Annotated in this window: 13 protein-coding genes; 12 read left to right on the forward strand and 1 reads right to left on the reverse strand. The window is 75.2% G+C overall.

Going from position 1 to position 18,516, the window contains the following annotated elements; all coding sequences use genetic code 11:
• Window positions 1–64 precede the first annotated feature (64 nt).
• On the reverse strand, window positions 65–859 hold the full coding sequence (locus ACSNOG_RS18540; protein ID WP_436753759.1) for an alpha/beta fold hydrolase: 795 nt from the start codon (window positions 857–859) through the stop codon (window positions 65–67).
• Window positions 860–1,278: 419 nt separating this feature from the next.
• Between ACSNOG_RS18540 and ACSNOG_RS18545 the strand changes: the two genes are divergently transcribed.
• The 12 genes from ACSNOG_RS18545 (at window position 1,279) to ACSNOG_RS18600 (ending at window position 18,475) form a co-directional block, all read left to right on the forward strand.
• Complete coding sequence (locus ACSNOG_RS18545) at window positions 1,279–2,115, forward strand: M55 family metallopeptidase (RefSeq protein WP_436753782.1); 837 nt, start codon at window positions 1,279–1,281, stop codon at window positions 2,113–2,115.
• Window positions 2,108–3,511: a M20/M25/M40 family metallo-hydrolase gene (locus ACSNOG_RS18550; protein WP_436753760.1), complete on the forward strand. Its 1,404-nt coding sequence runs from the start codon at window positions 2,108–2,110 to the stop codon at window positions 3,509–3,511. The genes ACSNOG_RS18545 and ACSNOG_RS18550 overlap by 8 nt, the downstream gene beginning before the upstream one ends.
• A 6-nt stretch (window positions 3,512–3,517) precedes the next feature.
• Window positions 3,518–5,506, forward strand: coding sequence for a S9 family peptidase (locus tag ACSNOG_RS18555; RefSeq protein WP_436753761.1), 1,989 nt, complete (start codon window positions 3,518–3,520; stop codon window positions 5,504–5,506).
• A 224-nt stretch (window positions 5,507–5,730) separates the two neighbouring features.
• Window positions 5,731–6,510 carry a 2,3-dihydro-2,3-dihydroxybenzoate dehydrogenase gene (locus ACSNOG_RS18560; RefSeq protein ID WP_436753762.1) on the forward strand — a complete coding sequence of 260 codons (780 nt, stop codon included), beginning with the start codon at window positions 5,731–5,733 and terminating at the stop codon, window positions 6,508–6,510.
• A gap of 230 nt (window positions 6,511–6,740) precedes the next feature.
• A complete protein-coding gene (gene dhbC, locus ACSNOG_RS18565) occupies window positions 6,741–7,979 on the forward strand; it encodes an isochorismate synthase DhbC (RefSeq protein ID WP_436753763.1) in 1,239 nt (412 codons plus the stop codon).
• Window positions 7,976–9,631, forward strand: coding sequence for a (2,3-dihydroxybenzoyl)adenylate synthase (locus ACSNOG_RS18570; protein WP_436753764.1), 1,656 nt, complete (start codon window positions 7,976–7,978; stop codon window positions 9,629–9,631). The genes dhbC and ACSNOG_RS18570 overlap by 4 nt, the downstream gene beginning before the upstream one ends.
• A gap of 35 nt (window positions 9,632–9,666) precedes the next feature.
• Entirely contained in the window at window positions 9,667–10,299 is a 633-nt protein-coding gene (locus tag ACSNOG_RS18575) for an isochorismatase family protein (RefSeq protein ID WP_436753765.1), read from the forward strand.
• Window positions 10,300–10,304: 5 nt separating this feature from the next.
• On the forward strand, window positions 10,305–10,535 hold the full coding sequence (locus ACSNOG_RS18580) for a phosphopantetheine-binding protein (protein ID WP_058042512.1): 231 nt from the start codon (window positions 10,305–10,307) through the stop codon (window positions 10,533–10,535).
• Window positions 10,532–14,647 (forward strand): amino acid adenylation domain-containing protein, encoded by a 4,116-nt coding sequence (locus tag ACSNOG_RS18585; protein ID WP_436753766.1) that lies wholly within the window; start codon window positions 10,532–10,534, stop codon window positions 14,645–14,647. The genes ACSNOG_RS18580 and ACSNOG_RS18585 overlap by 4 nt, the downstream gene beginning before the upstream one ends.
• The gene (locus ACSNOG_RS18590) at window positions 14,647–15,387 is read left to right on the forward strand and encodes a 4'-phosphopantetheinyl transferase family protein (RefSeq protein WP_436753767.1); all 741 of its coding nucleotides are present in this window, start codon (window positions 14,647–14,649) and stop codon (window positions 15,385–15,387) included. Before ACSNOG_RS18585 ends, ACSNOG_RS18590 begins: the two co-directional genes overlap by 1 nt.
• 249 nt (window positions 15,388–15,636) lie before the next feature.
• Window positions 15,637–16,326 carry a hypothetical protein gene (locus tag ACSNOG_RS18595; RefSeq protein ID WP_436753768.1) on the forward strand — a complete coding sequence of 230 codons (690 nt, stop codon included), beginning with the start codon at window positions 15,637–15,639 and terminating at the stop codon, window positions 16,324–16,326.
• Between the two features lie 52 nt (window positions 16,327–16,378).
• On the forward strand, window positions 16,379–18,475 hold the full coding sequence (locus ACSNOG_RS18600) for a CHAT domain-containing WD40 repeat protein (RefSeq protein ID WP_436753769.1): 2,097 nt from the start codon (window positions 16,379–16,381) through the stop codon (window positions 18,473–18,475).
• Window positions 18,476–18,516: the final 41 nt, after the last annotated feature.

The raw sequence follows: 18,516 nt of genomic DNA on the forward strand, positions 1-18,516 counted from the left end.
CGGGAGGGGTGCCGGCGTGCGGACGTGGCGAGCAGGCCGTCCAGGCGGACGTCGTCGAGGTCGCTCATGGTCGGATCTCCTGGCGCGAGGGCTGCCCGGCGGGGCCGGGGGCGGTGGCGAGGAAGGTCTGGACGGCGTCGACGACGTCGTCGGGCCGTTCGAGGTGGGGGGTGTGGCCGCAGCCGGCCAGCTCCAGGCGCTGCACGGGCCCGCCGAGGGCGCGCTCGGCCGCGTCGAGGTGGGCGAAGGTGCCGTACGGGTCGCGGTCGCCCTGGACGAGGAGGACGGGGGCGGTGGTGCCGGCCAGATCGCCTTCGATGTCCCAGCAGCGGAAGGCCTCCGAGAGCCACAGCCCGCTCCAGCGGCGGAACACCGTGAGCGGATCGCGGTGGTAGAAGGCCAGCTCCTTGGCGAGCGGCCCGGACGCGTGGGCCTCGCGGGCCGCGGCGACGCCGCGGAGCGTCTGCGGCTCGGCGAACAGGTGCGGGGCGACGGCGACGACGGCTTCGACGGGGTGCGCGGCGGCGTGCAGCAGGGCGATCGAGGCGCCTTCGCTGTGACCGACGAGCACGGGGCGGTGGATGGCGAGCCGGGCGAGCAGCTCGGGGAGGACCTCCTGGGCCTCCTCGTGCAGGGAGCGGGGGGTGCGCTCCCGCGGCGCGGGGCCCGAACCGCCGTGCCCGTGGCGGGAGAAGACCACGGTCCGGCGGCCGGTGGCCGCCGCCAGGCGGGCGGGGAAGCGCCGCCACATGGCGATGCAGCCCAGGCCTTCGTGGAGGAGAACGAGCGGAGCGGCTTCGGAATTGCCTTCGAGGACGGTGTATTCGACAGGCCCTCGGGATATCTCGATGGTGGGCATGAAGTGTCCTTGGTGTGAGGGCCGGTTGCCCGAAAGGAAGCGCCGGCCGACGCCGGGAACCGATACTTGCGAAGGTCAATGGCGGAGTCAACTGCTTTAGTTTTTCATGGGGTTGAGGCAACCGTCCCGGCGCGCGTGGTAAAATGCGGCAGAACTTGGAATATGTAATTCCCCCGCCCGGATATGGAGGTTTTCCTCCATGGCGGGCCGGTGTCCTCCGCTATCGCCGGGTGGGCCCGGAGAGGAGTCGGAGAGGACCCGGAGGGGAGCCGGGAGAGGGTCCCCCTTCCGCAGCTGCCGAACGTGTGATCGAGCGCTGCGCCCGTCCGCCGGACGGCCGGCTCCCGTCGTGAGTCCGTTGCGCGGACTGTGCCGGGACCCGTGCGGACGCCTGTCACCTGCGGTAGGACTGATGCATGGTGAAGATCCTGATCTCCGCGGACATGGAGGGCGCCACCGGCGTCACCTGGCCGGCCGACGTGCTGCCCGGCGCCTCGCAGTGGGAGCGGTGCCGCCATCTGTTCACCTCGGACGTGAACGCGGCCGTCGCCGGCTTCTTCGACGGCGGCGCCGACGAGGTCCTCATCAACGAAGCGCACTGGAGCATGCGCAATCTGCTGCTGGAGGAACTGGACGACCGGGCGCAGATGCTCACCGGCAAACACAAGAGCCTGAGCATGGTGGAGGGCGTGCAGCACGGCGATGTCGACGGGATCGCCTTCGTGGGCTATCACACGGGCGCCGGCACCCCGGGCGTCCTGGCCCACACCTACCTCGCCAACAGCATCACCGGCGTCTGGGTGGACGGCGCGCGGGCGAGCGAGGGGTTGCTCAACTCCCTCGTCGTCGCGGAATACGGTGTTCCCGTGGTGTTGGTGACGGGCGACGACCTGACCTGTGCGGACGCCAAGGGATATGCACCGCTGGCCCGTTCGGTGGCCGTGAAGGACTGCGTCTCCCGCTACGCGGCCGTCTGCCGCACCCCCGCGCGCACGGCCGCGGACATCCGCGCCGCGGCCCGGGAGGCGACGGCCCTGGCCGTGCGGCACGAGCCCGTCACCGGCGGCGGCCCGTTCACCGTCGACATCGAGTTCGACGCCGACCACCTGGCCGGGGCGGCGACGGTGGTCCCGGGCGTCGTGCCCAGCGGCGAGCGCCGGGTCTCGTACACCACGGCGACCATGTACGACGGCATCCGCTGCTTCAAGGCGGTCACGACCGTCGTGGCGGCCGCGGTGGAGGAGCAGTATGGCTGAGATCACGACGCAGGAGACGGAAGAGCCGACAGGTCCGGAAGGGCCGGACGTCCGGGTCGACGAGCGCGCCCTCGAGGAGGCGGTGCGCTTCACCTCCGACCTGATCCGCCTCGACACGACCAACCGCGGCGCGGGCGACTGCCGGGAGCGGCCCGCCGCCGAGTACGTGGCCGCGGCGCTGAGCGAGGCCGGCATCGAGCCGGTGCTGCTGGAGAAGGAGCCCGGGCGGACCAACGTGGTCGCCCGTGTGGCGGGCACCGATCCGGGCGCGCCCGCGCTGCTCGTCCACGGCCATCTCGACGTGGTCCCCGCCGATCCCGCCGAGTGGAGCGTGCACCCCTTCTCGGGCGAGGTCCGCGACGGCGTGGTGTGGGGCCGTGGCGCCGTCGACATGAAGAACACGGACGCCATGGTCCTGTCGGTCGTGCGGGCCTGGGCGCGCACCGGCGCCCGGCCCCGGCGCGACATCGTGCTCGCCTTCACCGCCGACGAGGAGGACCGTGCCTGGACGGGCGCCGGCTTCCTGGCCGAGGAGCACCCGGACCTGTTCGAGGGCTGCCGGTACGCGATCGGCGAGTCGGGCGCGTACACCTTCCACGCAGACGGCGGGCTGCGGCTGTACCCGGTGGCGGCGGGGGAGCGGGGCACGGCCTGGCTCAAGCTCACGGCGCGCGGCAGAGCGGGGCACGGCTCGAAGCCCAATCAGGCCAACGCCGTTACCCGGCTGGCCGAGGCGCTGGCCCGCATCGGCCGGCACCGCTGGCCGGTGCGGCTGTCGCCGGTGGTGCGCGCCGCCCTCGCGGAGACCGCCGCGCTGCACGGCATCGAGGCCGACCCCGCGGCGCCCGGCTTCGACGTCGACGCGCTGCTGGAGGAGCTGGGCCCGGCGTCCCGGTTCCTGGCCTCGACGGTCCGCAACAGCTCCAACCCGACGATGCTGGACGCGGGGTACAAGGTCAACGTCATCCCGGGGGCCGCCGTCGGCCACGTCGACGGGCGCGTCGTGCCGGGCGGCGAGGAGGAGTTCCGCACCACGATGGACCGGCTCACCGGCCCCCACGTGGAGTGGGAGTACTACCAGCAGGGCACGGCGCTGCAGGCCCCGCTCGCCACCCCGCTGTTCGCCCGGATGCGGGAGGCGATCGAGCACTTCGACCCCGGCGGGCACGTGGTGCCGTTCTGCATGTCCGGCGGCACCGACGCCGGCCAGTTCTCCCGGCTGGGCATCGACTGCTACGGGTTCGCCCCGCTGAAACTGCCCTCGGGCATCGACTACCAGGCGCTGTTCCACGGCGTCGACGAGCGGGTGCCCTGCGACGCGCTGCACTTCGGCGTCCGGGTGCTCGACCACTTTCTGATGGAGCGCGGCCCCGCGGGCCGCTTCGAGGAGGCGTGACAGATCATGGTGACCACGGCGCCGTACGGAGCCTGGCAGTCCCCCGTCGGCGCGGAGCTCGTCGCGTCGGCCGGCGGTGGACCGGACTTCGTGGGGACGGTCGGCGACGAGCTGTGGTGGGTCGCGCCGCGCCCGGCGGAGGAGGGCCGCTACACCCTGGTGCGGCGGCGGGCCGGCGGGGCCGAGGAGACGGTGCTGCCCGCCCCCTGGAACGTGCGCAACCGGGTCCATGAGTACGGCGGCCTGCCGTGGGCGGCGGTGGCCCGCCCCTCCGGCGGCCCGCTGGTGGTCTTCACCCACTTCGCCGACCAGCGGCTCTACGCCTTCGAGCCCGACGTCCCGGGCGCCGTCCCGCGGCCCCTGACCCCCGTGTCGTCGGTGGGCGGCGGGCTGCGCTGGGCCGACCCGGTGCTGCTGCCCGGCCGCGGCGAGGTGTGGTGCGTACTGGAGGAGTTCACCGGTGAGGGGCCGTGCGACGTGCGCCGGTTCCTCGCGGCGGTCCCGCTGGACGGCTCGGCGGCGCGCGACCGCGGGGCCGTCCGCGAGCTGACCGAGGGCCGGAACCGCTTCGTCACCGGGCCGCGGCTCTCCCCGGACGGCCGGCGGGCGGCCTGGATCGCCTGGGACCACCCCCGGATGCCCTGGGAGGGCACCGAGCTGAAGACCGCTCAGGTCTCCGCGGACGGCCGGCTGCCCGGAGCCCGGACGGTCATGGGCGGGCCCGCGGAGTCCGTGGCCCAGGTGGAGTGGGCCGAGGACGGCTCGCTGATCGCGGCGAGCGACCGCACCGGCTGGTGGAACCTCTACCGCGTCGACGCGTCGACGGGGGAGAGCACGGCGATGTGCCGCCGCGAGGAGGAGTTCGCGGGAGCGCTGTGGCGCGTGGGCATGCGCTGGTTCGCGCCGCTGCCGGGCGGGCTCGTCGCCGCGGTCCACGGCCGCGGCGCCGCCGTCCTCGGCGTCCTCGACCCCCGCACCGGGGAGATCGCGGACGTCGCCGGGCCGTGGACGGAGTGGGCGCCGACCCTGGCCGTGACCGGCACCCGCGCCGTGGGGGTCGCCGCGAGCCCGCACAGCGCGTACGAGGTCGTCGAGCTCGACGTCTGCACGGGCCGGGCCCGGGCCGTCGGCGCCCGCCATGCCGACCGGGTGGATCCGGCCTACTGCCCCCGGCCGCTGACGCGCACCTTCGAGGGCCCGGACGGGCGCGAGGTGCACGCCCACCTCCACCCGCCGCGCAACCCCGGCCACACCGCCCCGGACGGGGAGCTGCCGCCGTACGTGGTGTGGGCGCACGGCGGCCCGACCGCCCGCTCGCCCCTCGTGCTCGACCTGGCGACCGCCTTCTTCACCTCCCGCGGCATCGGCGTCGCCGAGGTCGACTACGGCGGCTCGACGGGGTACGGGCGCGCCTACCGCGAGCGGTTGCGGGGGCAGTGGGGCGTGGTGGACGTCGAGGACTGCGCGGCGGTGGCCGCGGCCCTGGCCCGCGAGGGCCTCGCCGACCCGGCCCGGATCGCGATCCGCGGCGGCAGCGCGGGCGGCTGGACGGCGGCGGCCTCGCTCGCCGCCACCTCGCTCTACGCCTGCGGCACCATCCTCTACCCGGTGCTGGACCCGGAGGCTTGGACGGCGGAGGGCGGCACGCACGACTTCGAATCGCGCTACCTGGACTCGCTGATCGGCCCCCGGGACGAGGTGCCCGAGCGCTACCGGGAACGCTCGCCGCTGCACCGGGCGGACCGGATCTCCGCGCCCTTCCTGTTGCTGCAGGGGCTCGCCGACCCCGTCTGCCCGCCCGCGCAGAGCGAGCGGCTGCTGGCGGCGATGGCCGGCCGGGGGGTGCCGCACACGTACATCGCCTTCGAGGGCGAGGGGCACGGCTTCCGCCGGGCGGCCACGGTCGTGCGCGCGCTGGAGGCGGAACTGTCCCTGTACGCACAGACCTTCGGGGTCGCCGCGCCGGGCACGGCGGCCCTGGAGCTCGTGACCTGACGGGCCGGCACCTCCGCGCCGAAAGGGGGGGCGGCCGCCGGGCAGCCGGGGGCCACCCCCCTATAGGCAAGAGCGTGAGGTTAGCCTAACCTAAGCCTTGCTCGTGCGCCCCCCGCGCACGGATGGAGCAAGGCGCCCCCTCCGTGCGGCCGTTCGATCCGGCCGGGCGGGTCATGTAAGGTAAGGCTTACCTTAGTCCAGATGGGGAATCGGGGGAACCGCAAGTGCAGCAGTCAGAACTCTCCGGCCGCATAGCGCTGGTCACCGGCGCCGGCCAGGGCATAGGCGAGGCCGTGACCCGTGCCCTCGTCGCCCGGGGAGCGCGCGTCGCGGCCCTCGACTGGACCCCGGACGGCATCAAGGACCTGGAGGCCGAATTCGGCCGCGACCAGGTGACCGCCCACACGGCCGACGTCGCCGACAGCGCCGCCGTCGAGGCCGTCGTCGAAGAGGTCGAGGACACCCTCGGCCCGCTCGCCATCCTCGTCAACGTCGCCGGCGTGCTGCGCACCTCGCCCGTCGTCGACATCACCGACGACACCTGGCACCGCACCTTCGCCGTGAACTCCACCGGCGTCTTCAACGCCTCGCGCGCCGTGGCCCGCCGCATGACGGAGCGTCGCTCCGGCTGCATCGTCACCGTCGGCTCCAACGCCGCCGGCGTGCCGCGCACCAGCATGGCCGCGTACGCCGCCTCCAAGGCCGCCGCCACCATGTTCACCAAGTGCCTCGGGCTGGAGCTCGCCCGCAGCGGCGTCCGCTGCAACGTCGTCTCGCCCGGCTCCACCGACACCGCCATGCAGCGCGGGCTGTGGGCCGACGAGCAGGCGCCCCAGCGCGTCATCGACGGCGACCCCGGGTCGTACCGCGTCGGCATCCCCCTCGGGCGGATCGCCGAGCCCTCCGACATCGCCGACGCCGTGGCCTTCCTCGTCTCCGACCGCGCGCGGCACATCACGATGCACGACCTGTACGTCGACGGAGGCGCGACGCTTCGCGCCTGACGGCGCGTCGGACGGCCCCGCCGTCCCGCGCCCGGGCCCCGCCGGGCGCGCGGACGCGGCCCGCCGCGACGGCCGCCGAGGCTTCAGACACCGCCACCGCGCCCACGGCCGGGCAAGCCGCCCGGCCGCCCACGGTCGCCCGCCCGGGCCACCCCACCGGGCGCCGGCCGGCAGCAGGACCACCCAGCACACACCCGGTGCGATCCACCGGAACGAAGAAGGAGCAGCAGGTGACCACGGCTCACCACGTCGCCGACCGGCCGAGCGGGCCAAACGCCCGCACGGGCGGTCCTCGCACCGGCGGGCGGCCCGCCGACACCGTCGGCGCCGCCACCTCGCTCCTCGACGCCTACGAGCCGGGCCGCGCCCGGTTCTTCGCCTCGCCCACCCGCACCCTCCTCGCCCACGGCGTCCGCGCCGAAGTGCCGCACGGCACCGCCTCCGTGGCGCAGCGCGTCGCGGAGACGCTCGATGCCCGCCTGCTGGCCGGCGACCAGGCGCCGGTCGTCGTCGGCGCGGTCCCCTTCGACCAGGGCGCGCCCGCCGCGCTGGCCGTTCCCGAGGCCGTCCGCTGGGCCCCGCCGCTCTCCGAGGACCCGCTGATCGCCCTGCCCGCCACCGCCCCCGGCGCGGCCCGCTGGGACGTCCGGCCCGTGCCCGAGCCCACCGGCTACGGCGCGGCGGTCGCCGAGGCCGTCGCCCGCATGCAGCGCGGCGACTTCGCCAAGGTCGTCCTCGCCCGCACCCTGGAGCTCTCCTCCGACCGCGACCTCGACCTGCCCGCCCTGCTGCAGCGCCTCGCCCGCCGCGACCCAACCGGCTACACCTTCGCCCTGCCCACCGGCCCCGGCCGCACCCTGCTCGGCGCGAGCCCCGAACTGCTGGTCTCCCGGCGCGGCGGCACCCTCGTCGCCAACCCGCTGGCCGGCTCCACGCCGCGCAGCGCCGACCTCGCCGAGGACGTGCGCCGCGCCGCCGCCCTCCTGCAGTCGGAGAAGGACCTGCACGAGCACGCCGTCGTCGTGGACGCCGTCCGCGAGGCCCTCGCCCCGTACTGCCGCAGCCTGCACGTGCCCGAACGGCCCACGCTGGTGCGCACCGCCGCCATGTGGCACCTGTCGACCACCGTCACCGGCGAGCCGGCCGACCCGGCGGTCTCCGCGCTGGAGCTGGCCTCCGCGCTGCACCCCACGCCCGCCGTCTGCGGCACCCCGACCACCACCGCGCGCGACGTCATCGGCGAGCTGGAGCCCTTCGACCGCGGCTTCTTCACCGGCATGGTCGGCTGGGGCGACGCGAACGGCGACGGCGAATGGGTCGTCACCATCCGCTGTGCCGAGGCGGAGGAGCGCATGCTGCGGCTCTACGCCGGGGCGGGTGTGGTCGCGCAGTCCTCGCCGGAGGCCGAGACGGCCGAGACCGGCGCCAAGTTCCAGACGTTCCTGCAGGCCGTGGGGGTTGACCAGTGACCGAGACGACCGACGCTCCGGGTTATCCGGCCGAGTTCGCCGAGCGCTACCGCGCGGCGGGCTACTGGCGAGGAGAAACGTTCGGGCAGATGCTGCGCGAGCGCGCGCAGGCGCACCCGGACCGGATCGCGATCGTGGACCCCGCGGGGACGCCGCAGGGGGAGACCAGGCGCTGGACGTACGGCGAGCTCGACCTGCGCGCCGACCGGCTGGCCGCAGGCCTCCTCGCCCGCGGCATCGGCAAGGGCGACCGCGTCGTCGTCCAGCTGCCGAACGTCGCCGAGTTCTTCGAGGTGATCTTCGCGCTCTTCCGCATCGGCGCCCTGCCCGTCTTCGCGCTGCCCGCCCACCGCGAGACCGAGATCCGCCACTTCTGCGCCTTCACCGAGGCCGCCGCCTACGTCATCGCCGACGTCAGCGAGGGCTACGACTACCGCGAGCTGGCCACGAAGGTCCGCGCCGAGGTCCCCGGCCTCAAGCACGTCCTCGTCGTGGGCGAGCCCGGCGAGCACACCGCGCTGGCCGACGTCCCCACCGAGCCGGTGGCCGTCCCCGGCGCCCCCGCCCCGCACGAGCTGGCCTTCCTCCAGCTCTCCGGCGGCTCCACGGGCGTGCCCAAGCTCATCCCGCGCACCCACGACGACTACATCTACTCGCTGTGGGGCTCCAACGAGATCTGCGGCGTGGACGAGAACAGCGTCTACCTGTGCGCGCTGCCCGCCGCCCACAACTTCCCGCTCAGCTCCCCGGGCACGCTCGGCGCGCTCTACGCCGGCGCCCGCGTCGTCCTCGCCCCCCGCCCCAGCCCGGACGTGGCCTTCCCGCTGATCGCCGCCGAAGGCGTCACGATCACCGGCCTGGTGCCCCCGCTCGCGCTGGTGTGGACCGAGGCCGCGGCCGGGACCCCGCACGACCTGAGCAGCCTTCAGGTCCTGCTGGTGGGCGGCGCGAAGTTCAGCGAGGAGGCGGCGCGCCGGGTGCGCCCGGCCCTCGGCTGCACCCTCCAGCAGGTCTTCGGCATGGCGGAGGGCCTGGTGAACTACACCCGGCTGGACGACCCCGAGGACACGATCGTCACCACCCAGGGCCGCCCCATCTCGCCCGACGACGAGGTCCGCATCGTCGACGACGAGGACAACGACCTGCCCGTGGGGGAGACCGGCCACCTGCTCACCCGCGGCCCGTACACCATCCGCGGCTACTGGCGGGCCCCCGAGCACAACGCCACGGCCTTCACCGCCGACGGCTTCTACCGCACCGGCGACGTCGTCCGGATGACGGAGACGGGCCACCTGGTGGTCGAGGGCCGGGCCAAGGACCAGATCAACCGCGGCGGCGAGAAGGTCGCCGCCGAGGAGATCGAGAACCACATCCTCGCCCACCCGGCCGTACACGACGCCGCCGTCGTCTCCATGCCCGACGCCTACCTGGGCGAGCGCACCTGCGCCTACGTGGTCCTGCGCGAGGGCGCGGAACCCGTGAAGTCGATCGCCATCAAGAAGTTCGTCCGCGAGCGCGGCCTCGCCGCCTTCAAGGTCCCCGACCGGGTGGAGTTCGTGACGGAGTTCCCGCAGACGGGCATCGGCAAGGTGTCGAAGAAGGACCTCCGCGCGGCCATCGCCGCACAGGTCGCCGCAGCAGCGACGCGCTGAAAACGCCGAGAACCGAGAAAGGCTCACCGACCACCATGGCACTGCCTGCCATCGCCCCGTACCCCATGCCGCGGGAGGCCGACCTGCCCGCGAACAAGGTCGGCTGGACCGTCGACCCGAGCCGCGCGGTGCTGCTCGTGCACGACCTGCAGAACTACTTCCTCGACGCGTTCGAGACCGGCGCCTCGCCCGTCACGGAGCTGCTCGCCAACGTCGCCGCGGTGAAGAAGGACTGCGAGCGCCTCGGCGTCCCCGTCGTCTACTCCGCCCAGCCCGGCGGCCAGAGCGCCGCCGAGCGCGGCCTGCAGCAGGACTTCTGGGGCCCGGGCCTGCCCGACGACGAGCGCGCGAAGGCCATCGCCGACGCCGTCGCGCCGACGGCCGCCGACACCGTCCTGACCAAGTGGAAGTACAGCGCCTTCGTGCGCACCGACCTCGCGGAGCGGATGGCCGCCCAGGGCCGCGACCAGCTGGTCATCGTCGGCGTGTACGCGCACATCGGCGTCATGATGAGCGCCTGCGACGCCTGGATGCGCGACATCCGGCCCTTCCTCGTCGCCGACGCCGTCGCCGACTTCTCGGCCGAGGACCACGCCATGGCGCTGCGCTGGGCAGCCGCCAAGTGCGCCGTAGTGACCACCACCGACCGGCTCTTCGAAGGGGCGTAACACCCATGGCACTCACCCTCGAACAGATCCGGGCCGACGTCGCCGACGTGCTCGGCGAGGACCCCGCCGACATCCCCGACGACGAGAACCTCGTCGACTACGGGCTCGACTCCGTGCGCATCATGACCCTCGTCGAGCGCTGGCGCCGCGACCACGGCACCGAGGTCACCTTCGTGGCCCTCGCCGAGCAGCCGGCCATAGAGCAGTGGGCACCGCTGCTGGGGGCTGGGACGTGAACGCCCGCACCCTCGACCGGGCGGGGGCCCGCCCCCTGACCGGCACCTCCGGCGCGGGACGGTCCCCCGCGCCGGAGGGGCTCCCCCTGACCGCCGCCCAGTCGGGCATGTGGTTCGCCCAGGCCCTCGACCCGGGCAGCCCCGCCCTCGGCACCGCCGAATACCTCGAGATCCACGGCGACATCGACCCCGCGCGCTTCGCCGAGGCCCTGCACCGCACCGTCGGCGAGGCCGACGCCCTGCGCGTGGCGATCGCCGACGCCCCCGGCGGCCCGCGCCAGCTGCCCATCGCCGTCGAGGCCCCCGGCCACGGCTTCCCGCTGCACACCGCCGACCTGCGCGACACGCGCGACCCGGACGCGAGCGCCCTCACCTGGATGCGCGCCGACCTCGCCGAGCCCTTCGACCTCGCCCGCGGCCCGCTCTTCTCCCACGCCCTCCTGCGCGTCGGCGACGAGCGCTGGCTGTGGTACCAGCGCGTCCACCACGCCGTCCTCGACGGCTACGGCTACTCCCTCGTCGCCCGCCGCGTCGCCGAGCTCTACACGGCCCTGGCCACCGGCGAGGACCCCGCCCCGAGCCCCTTCGGCCGGCTCGCCGACCTCGTCGCCGAGGACGCCGCCTACCGCGACTCCGCGACCCGCACCCGCGACCGCGCCCACTGGCTGACCGTCTTCGCCGACCGCCCCGAGGCGCCGACCCTCGCCTCCGCGGGCCCCGCCGCGCGCCCCGCCCTGCCCTCGCGCACCCACCTGCGCGTCACCGCGCACCTCGCGCCCGAGGCGACCGCCAGGCTGCGCCGGCTGGCCGCCTCCGTCCGGGCCACCTGGACCGACGTCCTCTTCGCCGCCCAGGCGCTCTACGTCGCCCGCGCCACCCGCAGCGAGGACGTCGTCCTCGGCCTGCCCATGATGGGCCGCATGGGCTCCGTCGCCCTGCGCGTCCCCGGCATGGTCATGAACGTGCTGCCGCTGCGCCTGGCCGTCACCCCCGGCACGACCTTCGCCGAACTCGTCCACCAGGCCGTCCTCGGCATCCGGGCCGCCCGCCGCCACCAGCGCTACCGCTACGAGGACATCCGCCGCGACCTCGGCCTCCTCGGCGAGGGCCGGCCGCTGACCGGCCCGCTCGTCAACGTCATGCCGTTCGACTACGGGCTGACCTTCGCCGGCGCCCGCTCCGACGCGCACAACCTCGCCCCCGGCCCCGTCGACGACCTCACCGTCGGCATCTACGACCGCGCCGACGGCAGCGGCCTGCGCATCGACTACGACGCCAACCCCGCCCGCTACGGCCAGGACGAACTCGCCGCGCACCAGGCCCGCTTCCTGGACCTGCTGACCCGCCTCGCCGAACGCGACCCGCACCTGCCCCTCGGCGGCCTCCCGCTGGCCACCGACGCCGAGCGCGAGCAGGTCCTCACGGAGTTCAACGACACCGCGACCGAGGTGCCGCCCACCACCCTCATCGGTCCCGTGGAGGCCCGCGCCGCCCGCACCCCGCACGCCACCGCGCTCGTCGACGGCGAGCAGAGCCTCACCTACGCCGCGCTCAACGCCCGCGCCAACCGCCTCGCGCGCCACCTGCGCACGCTGGGCGTCGCCCCGGGCACCCTCGCCGCCGTCGCCCTGCCGCGCTCCACCGACCTCGTCGTGGCCCTCCTCGCCGTCCTCAAGGCGGGCGGCGCGTACGTGCCGCTCGACACCGCCGACCCGGCCGCGCGCCTGCGCGAGACGCTGGCCGCCGCCGCACCCGTGTGCGTCCTGACCGACCGCGCCGGATCCACCGCCCTGCCGGCCGGCACCGCGCCCGTCGTCGTGCTCGACGCCCCCGCGCTCGCCGAGACGCTGGCCGCACAGCTGCCCACCGACCCGGGCCGGGCCCTGACGCCTCAGCACCCCGCGTACGTCCTGCACACCTCCGGCACCACCGGGGCGCCCAAGGGCGTCGTCGTCCCGCACTCCGCCGTCGACAACCGCCTGCGCTGGATGCAGGCGCAGTACCCGCTCATCCCCGGCGACCGCGTCCTGCACAAGACCCCCACCGGCTTCGACGTCTCGGTGTGGGAGCTGTTCTGGCCGCTGCGCGAGGGCGCCACCCTCGTCCTGGCCGGGCCCGAAGCCCACCGCGACCCCGCGGAGCTCGCCCGCACCATCCGCGAACAGGGCGTCACCGTCACCCACTTCGTGCCCTCGGTGCTGCAGCTCTTCCTCGCCGAGCCCGGCGCGGGCGCGTGCACCGGCCTGCGGCACGTCTTCAGCAGCGGCGAGGTGCTGCCGCGCGCCACGGCCGAGGACTGCCACCGGCTGCTGCCCGGCACCGCCCTGCACAACCTCTACGGCCCGACCGAGGCGGCCGTCGACGTCACCCACCACACCTGCCGGCCGGGGGAGACCGGGCCCGTCCCCATCGGGCGGCCCGCCTGGAACACCCGCCTCTACATCCTCGACGCGGCCCTGCAGCCCTGCCCGCCCGGCGTCCCCGGCGAGCTCTACCTTGCGGGCGCCCAGCTCGCCGACGGCTACCTCGGGCGGCCGGACCTGACGGCGGAACGGTTCGTGGACGACCCCTTCGCGGGGCCCGGCTCCCGCATGTACCGCACGGGCGACCTCGCCCGCTGGCGGGAGGACGGCGAGGCCGAGTACCTCGGCCGCACCGACCGCCAGGTCAAGCTGCACGGGCGCCGCATCGAACCCGACGGCGTCGAAGCCGTCCTGCAGGCCGACCCCCGCGTCCAGGCGGCATGCGCCGTCGTCCGCGAGGACCGGCCCGGCGACCGCCGCCTGGTCGCCTACGTGACTCCGGTCTCGGCGGATGCCGCCGCCGAGGCCGGCACCCCCTCCCGGCCCGCCCCGGACGCCCTGCGCGAGGCGCTGGCCGCGCAGCTGCCCGAGGCCATGGTGCCGAGCGCCGTCGTGGTCCTGGACGCCTTCCCCACGGGCCCCAACGGCAAGCTGGACCGTGCGGCGCTCCCCGCGCCGGATCCGCAGGCGGACACCTGCGGGCGGGCTCCCGCCGGGCCGCGCGAGGAGACCCTGACGCGCCTGTTCGCAGAAGTCCTCGGGCTGCCCCACGTCGGCGTCGACGACAGCTTCTTCGCCCTCGGCGGCACGTCGCTGCTCGCGGCCCGGCTCGTCGCCCGCATCCGGGACGTCTTCGGCGACGGCGCCGGCGTCACCGGCGGCGCGGACGCGGGGGAGGAGGGCCCGTTCGCCATGGGCGCCCTCTTCCGCGCCCCGACCCCGGCCGCCCTCGCCCGCAGACTGGGCGGCACGGCCGGTGCGGCCGGCACGGGCGGTGCGGCCGGCGCGGCACCAAAGCCCGTCCTGACGCTCCGCGCCACCGGCAGCCGTACGCCGCTGTTCGCCCTGCCCCCGGCGGCGGGCCTCGGCTGGTGCTACGCGTCGCTGCTCGCCGGCCTCGGCCCCGACCAGCCCCTCCACGCGCTCCAGGCCCGCGCCCTCGCGCCCGGTGAGCCGCTGCCGGCGACTCTGGAAGAGATGGCCGCGGACTACGCGGAGCGCATCCGCACCGTCCGGCCGCACGGCCCGTACCGCCTGCTGGGCTGGTCGGCGGGGGGCGTCCTCGCGCACGCCGTCGCCGTACGGCTGCAGGAAGCCGGGGAGAAGGTCGAGCTGCTCGCGCTGCTCGACGCCTACCCCGCGGCCGCCGCGTTCGAGGAACAGGCCGTCCTCGGCGCCCTGCTGGACATGGCCGGCCGCGCGCAGGGCGACGGCGCCCCGCTCACCCGGGACGGCGTCCTGGCCGCGCTGCGCGCCGACGGCGGCGCGTTCGCCGCGCTGACCCCCCGCACCCTGCAGGCGGTCGTGGACGTCGCGCTCGGCACGACGGACCTCGCCGGGCGGCACCCGCACCGCGTCTTCGACGGCGACGTCCTGTTCTTCACGGCCACGGGAACGGCCACGGGAACGGCTGCCGTGCCCGCCCCGGGCGCTGCGGCCGGGGGTTCCATGACGCGGGAGGCATGGCGGCCCTACGTCACGGGTAGGGTGATCAACCGCGATGTCGCCTGCCCGCACGCGCACATGACGCAGCCGGGGCCGGCCGCGGAGGTCGCCGAGGCGGTGACCCGCCACCTGGGGGAGAGCTGATGCGCGTGAGCGACGGGCCGGGCACCGCGCCACGGATCCCCCGGATCCTCGGCGAGGACCCCCTTCCCGGGGTGTGGACCCCCGGCCCGCCGCAGGTGTGGCTCCTGCGCACCGACGGCCCCCTGCCCACTCCCGTGCGGGACCCGCAGGGGATCCTCGACGCCGGGGAACGGGCCCGCGCCGCGGCGTTCGTACGCGACCTGCACCGCGAGCGCTACGTCGCCTCCCACACCGGGCTGCGGCTGCTCCTCGGCGCCTACCTGGGCACGGACCCGGCCGCGGTCGCCCTCGTGCGCGAGCCGTGCCCCGGCTGCGGCGGGCCGCACGGCCGCCCGGCCGCGGCCGGCGCCTCCCTGCACTTCAACCTCTCGCACGCGGGCGACCTCGCGCTCGTCGCCTTCGCGGACACGCCCGTCGGCGCGGATGTGGAAGAGGTGCAACCGGCCGGGACGGCCCGGGAGCTGGCGGGCGTCCTGCACCCGGCCGAGACCGCGGAGCTGGCCGCGCTGCCCGCGCCGCGGCTGCCGGAGGCCTTCGCGCGCTGCTGGACGCGCAAGGAGGCCTACCTGAAGGGCACCGGCACGGGCCTGTCGGAGAACCCGTCGGTGACCTACGTCGGCACCGGGCCCGTCCCCGCCTCGCCGCCCGGATGGGCGCTGGAGGACGTCCCCGCCGCGCCGGGGTACGCGGCGGCCATCGCGGTCGCGGTCCCGGGCGCGACCGCGAACGCCCCGCGCTGAGCGGGGCGCGGGGCGCATTCCAGGGGCGTGCAGTGGTGAACGGCCGAATGAGCGGCGCACGGCCCGAGGGTATTCATCTGAATTTCCTATAGCCTGACTGTTCCGCGGAGGGTCAAACGCGCGTCGGGGGGAACCATGCCGACCTCTGCTTCGATCATCTTATGCGTCTTCGGGGGCCTCATGGTCCTCATCTCCCTGCTCGGCAGCGGCTTTTCCGTACGGGAAATCTCCTTTCCCCGGATCAGTCCCGTGATCAGGTCCACGGCCGCCCTGCTCGGCGCCGGGCTCGTGGTGACGAGCATTGTCCTGCTGATGAACGGCAATTCCCCGGGGATCCGGCCCGGGGCCGAAGTGGCGACCGCTCCGGCGCCCGCCCCGCCATCGTCGTCTCCGCCCGCACCGCCGCCCGCGGCGCCGTCCTCGCCGCCCTCCACCGGCCGGCCGCCCGGCACGCCGGCACCGCCGCCCGCACCGCCCACGACACCGGCCCCCGCCCGTACCGGTGCGGCGTCCGCCCTGCTCGACCGGGTTCCCGAGGCCATCCGCCCCAGCTGCTCCGACGGTGACACGTCCAAGTTCCCGCCGTCCGTCGTCGCCGTCGTCGCCTGCACGCCGCCCGGGGGATTCCCCGTGATCTACGCCCAGTTCGTGGACAACATCAGCATGAGCGGCGCCTACGACAGGCTGCTGGGCAACGCCACGATCACGCACGACGCGTGCGGCCCCTCGGTCCCGCTCGACGGCCGGCAGAGGTACAAAGTCGGCGGAAAGACCGTGGGCGACCTCGCCTGCTACGAGACTTCCGACGGCGACGCCTATCTCACCTGGTCCAGCGAGGATTTGAACATCGTCGCGGAGGCCCATGCCCCGCTCTCCTCCTACGGGCGGCTGTGCGCCTGGTGGATGACGGCGGGACCGCTGCACGGCACGGCCGCCTGAGAAAGCGAGAAACGCGAATGGTGAATTCTCCCCGGGAATTCCGGGAGCCGTGATGCGCGGAGCCGCCGATTTCGTACTGGAGGTCAGCGGCGGGCCCGGCGGGCGGTACGCGGTGGCCGTCTCCTCGCCGGCCGGGGAAGGGAGTCTCTCCGCCGACCTCGACACCGAGGCCGTCGGCGCCCGCCTCGCCGACCTCCAGCGGGCCGTCCTCGCCTCCTCCGTGACGCCGCGCGCCGCGGCGCTCGGGCTGGAGCGGCCCGTGCGCGAGGTCGGGGAGCGTCTCTTCCGCGCCGTGTTCGACGGGAACCTGCGCGGGCTGTACGCGGCCAGCCGCCGGCAGGCCGGCGAGCGCGACGAGGCCCTGCGCGTGGTCCTGCGCATCCGCGCCCCCGAACTGGCCGCCTTGCCCTGGGAGCTGCTCTACGACGAGGACTCCGGCGGCTACCTCTGCCTGCGCCAGCCCCTCGTCCGCTACGTCGACCTGCCCGAACCCGTCGCCCCCCTGCGCTCCGAACCGCCCCTGAAGATCCTCGGGATGACCTCGCTGCCGCGCTCCCGCGCACCCCTGGGCGCCGAGAGCGAGCGGGCCGCCCTGGCCGTCGCGCTGCGCCCGCTGACCGAGCGGGGGCTGGCCGACCTCGAGTGGGTGCCCGGCCAGACCGCGGACGACCTCTCCCGCAGGCTGCTCCGCGGCTGCCACGTCCTGCACTTCATCGGCCACGGCGCCTACGACCCCCGGCGCCACGAGGGCATGATCACCCTGGCCGACGCGGACGGGCACGAGCACCACCTGCACGCCTCCGCCCTCGCCTCGCTGCTCAGCGTGGCCCGGCCCCGGCCCCAGCTGGTGATCCTCAACAGCTGCCAGAGCGGCATGGGCAACGCCGAGGACCTCTTCTCCAGCACGGCCGCCGTGCTCGTGCGCACCGTACCGGCCGTCGTCGCCATGCAGTTCGCCGTCACCGACAAGGCCGCCACCCGCTTCGCCGCCTCCTTCTACCAGGCGCTGGCCCAGGGCCGCACCGTCGACGAGGCCGTACGGGTCGGCCGGATCGCCCTTGTCGTCGACAAGGACGACAGCCTGGAGTGGGCGACCCCCGTGCTCTACCTGCGCGGCGGGGACGCCCGTCTCTTCGACATGCCCGCAGCCCGGGCGGAAGCCGGCCCCGCCCCGCCGGGGCCGCACGGGCCCGAAGGGACGGCGGACGGCCCCTCGGCGGCGCCCGCCGGCACGCCGCCACCGCCCGCCGGCCCGCCTCGGGCTCCCCGTACGGCGATCACTTCGCGCGTCCTCGACACCCGCCAGTGGGTGCACGCCCTCGCTTTCCACCCCGACGGCAGACGGCTGGCCACCGGCTCCCGCAACCGGGTCCGGGTGTGGGACGCCCTGACCGGCAACCGGGTCTGGGAGCAGCCGGTGGGCGGCTGGCTCTCGTCCGTCTTCGCCGCCGCGTTCAGCCCCGGGGGCCGCCGCCTGGTCACCGGGGGCGCCGACAACACCGTCCGCGTCTGGGCCTCCTCCAACGGCGAGGAACTGCTGCGCCTGCGCCACGACCACGTCGTCTTCGGCGTGGCCTTCAGCCCCGACGGTTTCCGCGTCGCCTCCGCCTCCGCCGACCGCACGGTGCGGCTGTGGGACTCCACCAGCGGCGAGCCCATGCTGCGCATCACCCACGACCAGGTCGTCACGGACGTCGCCTTCGCCCCGGACGGCACGCGCCTCGCTTCCGCCTCGGCCGACCGCTCCGTACGGGTGTGGTCGCCCGGCGGCGACGCGCTGCTGCGCCTGCGCCACGACCACCCGGTCAAGGCCGTCGCGTTCGGCCCCGGCGGCGCCCGGCTGGCCACGGCCGGCGACGACGGCTGCGTGCGCGTGTGGGACGCGGGCAGTGGCCATCAGCTGCTGCTCGTGCGGCACGGGGACGCTGTGAAGGACGTGGCGTTCAGCCCCTGCGGGCGGTGGCTCGCCACCGCCTCCGCGGACCGCACGGCGGGCGTGTGGGCCGTCGCGGACGGCACGCGGGCGCTGCGCGTGCAGCACCACCACACCGTCTTCTGCGTGGCGTTCGGCCCCGACGGCCGCTGGCTGGCCAGCGGCAGCGAGGACAAGACGGTGAAGCTGACGCCGGTGCCGGCGGATTGCGGATGAGCCCGGCGGGGGGCCGCCGGGCTCATCATCAGGGGGCTCCG

Source organism: Streptomyces sp. URMC 124 (genome assembly GCF_051386455.1).
Taxonomy (GTDB): domain Bacteria; phylum Actinomycetota; class Actinomycetes; order Streptomycetales; family Streptomycetaceae; genus Streptomyces.